Source organism: Streptomyces fuscigenes (assembly GCF_021556455.1).
GTDB lineage: Bacteria > Actinomycetota > Actinomycetes > Streptomycetales > Streptomycetaceae > Streptomyces > Streptomyces fuscigenes.
Map to the genome: position 1 here is coordinate 1 of NZ_JAKGCV010000795.1, position 1,113 is coordinate 1,113.

2 protein-coding genes are annotated in these 1,113 nt (G+C 78.6%); both read right to left on the reverse strand.

What is annotated here, in order from left to right; genetic code table 11:
• Window positions 1-166 precede the first annotated feature (166 nt).
• Entirely contained in the window at window positions 167-430 is a 264-nt protein-coding gene (locus tag L1885_RS28615) for a hypothetical protein (RefSeq protein WP_235800043.1), read from the reverse strand.
• Window positions 430-885, reverse strand: coding sequence for a hypothetical protein (locus tag L1885_RS28620; protein WP_235800044.1), 456 nt, complete (start codon window positions 883-885; stop codon window positions 430-432). Before L1885_RS28620 ends, L1885_RS28615 begins: the two co-directional genes overlap by 1 nt.
• Window positions 886-1,113: the final 228 nt, after the last annotated feature.

Consider the following 1,113-nt stretch of genomic DNA (forward strand, 5'->3'; position numbering starts at 1 on the left):
GGCGGTGCCGGGCGGCCGGTGGCCGGCACCGGTCACCGCCGCCCGGTCACCGCCGCCCGGTCGCCGGCACCGGTCACGGCCGCCCGGTCTCCCGGCACGGCGGACCGCATCCCCCACGGCGCCGTGTCACCCGCGCCGGCATGACCCGCCCCGGCAGCGCACGGGGTCAGTCGCCGGAGGCCGCGTCCTTGTCGGCGTCCGCCGCGGCCGACTCGGCGGCGTCCAGCTTCTTCTCCATCTCCGCCGCGCCGCCGTCCCCCGGCGAGCGGCCGGCCGTCGGGGACGCGCTCGTGCCGCCCTTCCCCGCCGATCCGGTGTCGCCGCTCCCGTGCCCGCCCTGGCAGCCCGCGACGAGCGCCGCGAGCAGGACGAGCCCCGCCAGGGCCGGAGGCCGCCGGATGGCGCTCCGACCCGTCGCGCCGGGCGGCATCAGCTGTCGGCCCCGTCACCTGCGGTCGGGCTCGGGCCGGCGCCCTTCCCGTTCTTCCTGCCGTCGTCGTGGGCGGCGCACCACGTCTTGACGTCCTTCAGGTCGCCCTGACGCTGCTTCACGGTGCTGAGCAGGGCCGTGCGCGTGGCGAGCCGGTGGCGCAGGTACGTCGCGATCGCCGTGTCGCCCTGGGACGTTGCGTTGTCGACCCGCTTCTGCAGGCGCTGCACGGAGCCGTTGACGCCGGGGCCCGATTCCAGGCGCTTCAGGGCGCGGTCGAGCCGCTTGTCGACCTTGGGCAGCCGCTTGCAGATCCCCCGGGCGCCGTCGCTCTTGGGGGTGTTGCCGGCCGCCGGTGCGGCCGCGAGGGCCGTGGTGGTGGATCCGGCCAGCAGGGCGGCCGCGGCCAGGCCGACGACGGCTGCCCGCCTGCGGCGCGGGGTGCTCGGGAGCATGGATGCCTCCGGGTGTCGGTTGCGGACACCGCGGGCGCGGCGTCCGGCGGGCACGCTAGGGGCGTTCTTTGGGAAAACTCTGTGGAGCGCCCGCGCCGCGGGGATCGGGCGCCGCCGCGTCCGGGGCCGCGAGCCAGTTGTGCCGCGGCGCCGCGGCCGGCGCCTGCCGCCCCGCCGGGATGCGGACGGTGACACGGCAGCCGGGCCCGCCCGGCCGGTCCCCGGCCT

What these genes read in the sequence shown, in the direction of transcription:
- L1885_RS28620 (WP_235800044.1), bottom strand. Translation starts at nt 885, where the DNA reads ATGCTCCCGAGCACCCCGCGCCGCAGGCGGGCAGCCGTCGTCGGCCTG.
- L1885_RS28615 (WP_235800043.1), bottom strand. Translation starts at nt 430, where the DNA reads ATGCCGCCCGGCGCGACGGGTCGGAGCGCCATCCGGCGGCCTCCGGCC.